Annotated in this window: 5 protein-coding genes; 2 read left to right on the top strand and 3 right to left on the bottom strand. The window is 68.9% G+C overall.

The window, feature by feature from the left end; translation table 11 throughout:
* Window positions 1-27 precede the first annotated feature (27 nt).
* Window positions 28-282, bottom strand: coding sequence for a type II toxin-antitoxin system VapB family antitoxin (locus ADBZ6I_RS16380; RefSeq protein ID WP_526385701.1), 255 nt, complete (start codon window positions 280-282; stop codon window positions 28-30).
* 77 nt (window positions 283-359) lie between these two features.
* Here ADBZ6I_RS16380 and ADBZ6I_RS16375 point away from each other — a divergent pair, with 77 nt between their 5' ends.
* Window positions 360-1,220, top strand: a complete 861-nt coding sequence (locus ADBZ6I_RS16375; RefSeq protein WP_526385699.1) for an NYN domain-containing protein — start codon at window positions 360-362, stop codon at window positions 1,218-1,220.
* Between the two features lie 6 nt (window positions 1,221-1,226).
* Here ADBZ6I_RS16375 and ADBZ6I_RS16370 read toward each other — a convergent pair whose 3' ends face one another.
* Window positions 1,227-2,912, bottom strand: a complete 1,686-nt coding sequence (locus tag ADBZ6I_RS16370; RefSeq protein ID WP_526385703.1) for a GMC family oxidoreductase — start codon at window positions 2,910-2,912, stop codon at window positions 1,227-1,229.
* Window positions 2,913-3,003: 91 nt separating this feature from the next.
* Here ADBZ6I_RS16370 and ADBZ6I_RS16365 point away from each other — a divergent pair, with 91 nt between their 5' ends.
* Window positions 3,004-3,288 (top strand): hypothetical protein, encoded by a 285-nt coding sequence (locus ADBZ6I_RS16365; protein ID WP_526385697.1) that lies wholly within the window; start codon window positions 3,004-3,006, stop codon window positions 3,286-3,288.
* A 30-nt stretch (window positions 3,289-3,318) separates the two neighbouring features.
* On the opposite strand, the gene ADBZ6I_RS16360 is transcribed toward ADBZ6I_RS16365, so the two are convergent.
* Window positions 3,319-3,954: a universal stress protein gene (locus ADBZ6I_RS16360; protein ID WP_526385695.1), complete on the bottom strand. Its 636-nt coding sequence runs from the start codon at window positions 3,952-3,954 to the stop codon at window positions 3,319-3,321.
* Between the last annotated feature and the right edge of the window lie 248 nt (window positions 3,955-4,202).

Below are 4,202 nucleotides of genomic sequence, written 5' to 3'. Positions count from 1 at the left end.
CGACCAGTGCCGAGGTGTCGAGCACCATCAGCCGGGCAGTCCGTGGTGGTCGAAGCCGAGGATCTCGTCCGCGGAGCGGTCGTCGAGCACCGGCAAGGCCGAACAGCGTCGGCGGATCGCCGCCAGTTCATCACTGAGCGGGACGGCTCTGGTCCGCCCGGTTTCACGAGCCAGCCGTTCCCGCAACGCCACCACGATCGCCTCGGTCAAGGTCTCACCGGTGCGGGCCGCCAGTTCCCTGGCCAGCCGGTCGGCTTCGGGGTCTTTGATACTCAGCGCCATGATCGTGATTCTATACAAGCAGAGCGATTCTAGATCAACGCTCCCAAGCCAGCACGACATAGTGAAGACTCAGGCAGATGACCGAAACCAGCGCGGCCCGCGTCGCGGTGTACCTCGATTTCGACAACATCGTGATCTCGCGGTACGACCAGGTCAACGGCCGCAACTCTTTTCAGCGCGACAAGACCAAGGGCCTGGAACCGGCGCGCCTGGCCCGCGCGCGGGTCGACGTGGGCGCGATCCTGGACTTCGCGTCGTCGTTCGGCACCGTGGTGCTCACCCGGGCGTATGCGGACTGGTCGGCCGGGGTCAACGCCGAATACCGCGAGCAGCTGGTGGGCCGGGCGGTGGACCTGGTGCAGCTCTTCCCGGCGGCGGCCTATGGCAAGAACGGCGCCGACATCCGGCTGGCCGTGGACGCCGTGGAGGACATGTTCCGGCTGCCCGACCTCACCCACGTGGTGATCGTCGCCGGCGATTCGGACTACATCCCGCTGGCCCAGCGGTGCAAGCGGCTGGGCCGCTACGTCGTGGGCATCGGGGTGGCCGGGTCGTCGAGCCGGGCACTGGCGGCGGCCTGCGACGACTTCGTCATCTACGACTCCCTGCCCGGGGTGCCGGTGTTCGCCCCGGCCGCCGACGCCGAGCAGCCCGAGGCCGGCAAGCCCACGCGCGCAAGGAAGTCCACCGAGCCCGCACCCCCGGACCCGCAAGCCGCGGCCACCGCGCTGCTCACCCGCGCCCTGCAGATCAGCCTGGAGAAGGACGACGTCGAGTGGCAGCACAACTCGGAGGTCAAGGCGCAGATGAAGCGGATGGACCCGTCGTTCTCGGAAAAGTCGTTGGGCTTCAAGTCGTTCAGCGACTTCCTGCGCTCCCGCGGCGACGTCGTGGAACTCGACGAGACCTCGACCACCCGGCTGGTGAAGCTGCGCTGAGCCCAATCAGCCCATGATCGCCCGCGCTGCCCGCTCGGCGATGAGCATCACCGGGGCGTTGGTGTTGCCCGAGGTGATGGTGGGCATCGCTGAGGCGTCGACCACGCGCAGTCCGGCCACGCGATGCACGCGGCAGTCGGTGTCGAGCACGGTGGCTGCCGAGCGTGGATTGCCCTGGGTGTCAAAGGCTCCCATCGCGGCGGTGCCCACCGGGTGGAAGATCGTCGTCCCCAGTTCGCCGGCCGCGCGCTGGAGATCGTCGTCGCTGTTGAGGTGCGGACCGGGCAGCACCTCCTGCGGGCGGTAGCGGGCCAGCGCCGGCGCCGCCATGATCTGCCGGGTCATCCGCAGGCCGCGCACCGCGGCGTGACGGTCGGCATCGGTGGACAGGTAGTTGCAGGAAATCGTCGGGGCCACAAGCGGATCCGCACTGGCCATGCGCACCTGTCCCCGCGAGCTGGGTCGCAGGTTACACACCGAGGGAGTGATCGCCCCGAACTTGTGCAGGGGTTCACCGAACTTCGGCAACGACAACGGCTGCACATGCCACTCCAGATCGGCACTGGCCAGCGCCGGGTCACTCTTGGCGAACGCCCCCAGCGTGGACGGCGGCATGGTCATGGGACCTGATCGCAGCGCCAGGTACTGCAGTCCCATGCCCGCCCGGCTGAACCAGTTGCGGTACAGCGTGTTCACCGTGCGCGCGCCGTGTATCCGGAACACCGTGCGCAGCTGTAAGTGGTCCTGCAGGTTCTCGCCCACCCCCGCCAGATCGACGGCCACCGGCACCTGATGGTCGCGCAGCAGGCCGGCCGGACCCAGGCCGGAGACCTGCATCAGATGCGGCGAGCCGACGGCTCCGGCGCTCAGGATCACCTCCCGGCGGGCGGCGATGTCGACCAGCCGGCCGTCCTTGAGCAGCCGCAGGCCGGTGACGCGGTGCCGCGCGGCGGTCCACGCGCCGTGACGCTGATGCTCGCCGACCTGATCGTCCAGCAGCAGCCGCACGGCCTGGGTGTTGGTGTAGACGGTGAGGTTGGGCCGGTGGGCGACCGGATGCAGGAACGCGTCCGCCATCGACCAGCGGCGGCCTCGCTTCTGGTTGACGTGAAAGTAGGCGCTGCCGGCGTTGTCGCCCCGGTTGAACTCGTCGATCGGGGAGATGCCCACCTCGGCGGCGGCTGCCTGCCAAGCGTCCAATATCTTCCAGCGCACCCGCGGCCGCTCGACGCGGATCTCTCCCCCGGCGCCGTGCCACGCGTCGGGCCCGCCGAAGTAGTCCTCCAGCTCCTTGTAGATCGCCAGCGTCTGCCCCGGGCGGTCCGGGCCACCCCAGCGCCACCGCTCGTCACCGGTGGCCGCCGCCCACAGGTCGTAATCGCAGGCCTGACCACGCATGTGGATCATGGCGTTGATCGACGAGCTGCCGCCGATCACCCGGCCCCGCGCGTAGTGAATGCTGCGGCCAGCCAGACCCGGATCAGTCTCGGTGCTGAAACACCAGTCGGTGCGCGGGTTGGCGATGGTGTAGAGGTAACCCACCGGGACCTTGATCCAGAACCAGTCGTCGTCGCCGCCGGCTTCGATCAGCAGCACGCGATGGTCGGGGTTGGCGCTGAGCCGGTTGGCCAGCAGGCAGCCCGCGCTGCCGGCGCCGACGATGACGAAGTCGAATTCGGCGACCGAATTCATGGCGGCATCGGTCCTTCCTGGCCCGGTGACGACGCCCGGCCCAGCCGGGCACATCAGCCCGCACGATATAACCGCGCACTAGGCTCACACCGTGAAACTTGTGATCTGCACCGGGGCGTGCGCGCTGTTGATCGGCGCCGCGGCGGGCGTGACCGCCGCGCCGGCGGCAGCGTGCCCTGCCGGGACGGTGCCCAGTGACTTCGCCGGGGTGTGCGTCAGCGGAACCTCTAGCAGTGGTCAGGTTGTCCCGGTCGCACCCCCGCACTTCGGGGCGGTGTACGGCGGCGGACCCAACGAGCTGCCCTCCGTGGACGGAATTCCCTGTACTCCGCAGCACCTCGGGACGTGCATCGGTCTGGCAGAGAGCCAGGGATAACGCGTTCAGTCCAGCGGGGACTCACGCGAGTCATGACTGGGGCTGATTCTGTGGCTCGATCACCAACACCGGCACCGACGAATTCTCGATCAGGTCAGCGGACACGCTGCCCAGCAGTCGGGTCGACAACCCTGAGCCGTGCCGGCCGACGACGAGCAGATCAATGTCGTGCTGACCGGCGTATCGGCGCAACGCCGGCCCCGGCGGACCGGTGAGCACCTCGGCATGCAGTGTCGCGGCGGTGTCGATGCCGGCGGCCTCGTCGGCCAGGCGAGCGGAGGCGGCATCGATGTCGCCGCTCGTGACCCTTTCAGCCGAGTCGAACGGGATCACTTCGGCCAGCACCAGCAGTCCGCCTTGTGGCCGAAGCAGCCGAAGGACGGTCGCCAGCGCGCGCTCGGAGTCGGCGGAGCCATCCAATCCGACCAGCACGCGCGGCCCGGGGGTTGTATCGGATTCGGTCGGCGGCACTCCCCCCGAACCGGTCTCGGCAACCCCGGGGCGCCGACGCACCCGCTCGGCCGCGATCGGCAGAAAGAGCGGGCCAAAGGGCACCGCGACCAGCGCCCACAGCAGGCTGTAACCCCGCCGCGCCATCCACAAGCCCGCTAGGACACCCACGAGCGGCCAGAGCACCGCGGTGATCACCATGGCCGTCTGATTCACTCTTTCCACACTGCCAGCGGAAGATCTGACGCGCCAGGATAAAAAGCGCGCGCTCACTCGACACCGAGCGGGCTAGTGCTGACCTGAGTCGGGTTCACCGGCGTCGGCCTCGGTGCGCTCCCGGAGCGCGTCGACGGCGAGCAGATCTTCGCGAGCGTTGCTCTCCCGGTAGGCCAGCTGGCCGACCCGTTGGGCGATCACCGGGGCGGTGACGAGGGCGAATATGCCGGTCAGGATGAACACCCCGG

This window comes from Mycobacterium sp. (assembly GCF_044342925.1).
Lineage (GTDB): Bacteria > Actinomycetota > Actinomycetes > Mycobacteriales > Mycobacteriaceae > Mycobacterium.
This window is presented reverse-complemented; position numbering and strand designations above follow the sequence as displayed.

Excerpts from the sequence above, each read along its gene's own strand:
- ADBZ6I_RS16380 (WP_526385701.1), bottom strand. The coding sequence starts at position 282 with ATGGCGCTGAGTATCAAAGACCCCGAAGCCGACCGGCTGGCCAGGGAA.
- ADBZ6I_RS16375 (WP_526385699.1), top strand. The coding sequence starts at position 360 with ATGACCGAAACCAGCGCGGCCCGCGTCGCGGTGTACCTCGATTTCGAC.
- ADBZ6I_RS16370 (WP_526385703.1), bottom strand. The coding sequence starts at position 2,912 with ATGAATTCGGTCGCCGAATTCGACTTCGTCATCGTCGGCGCCGGCAGC.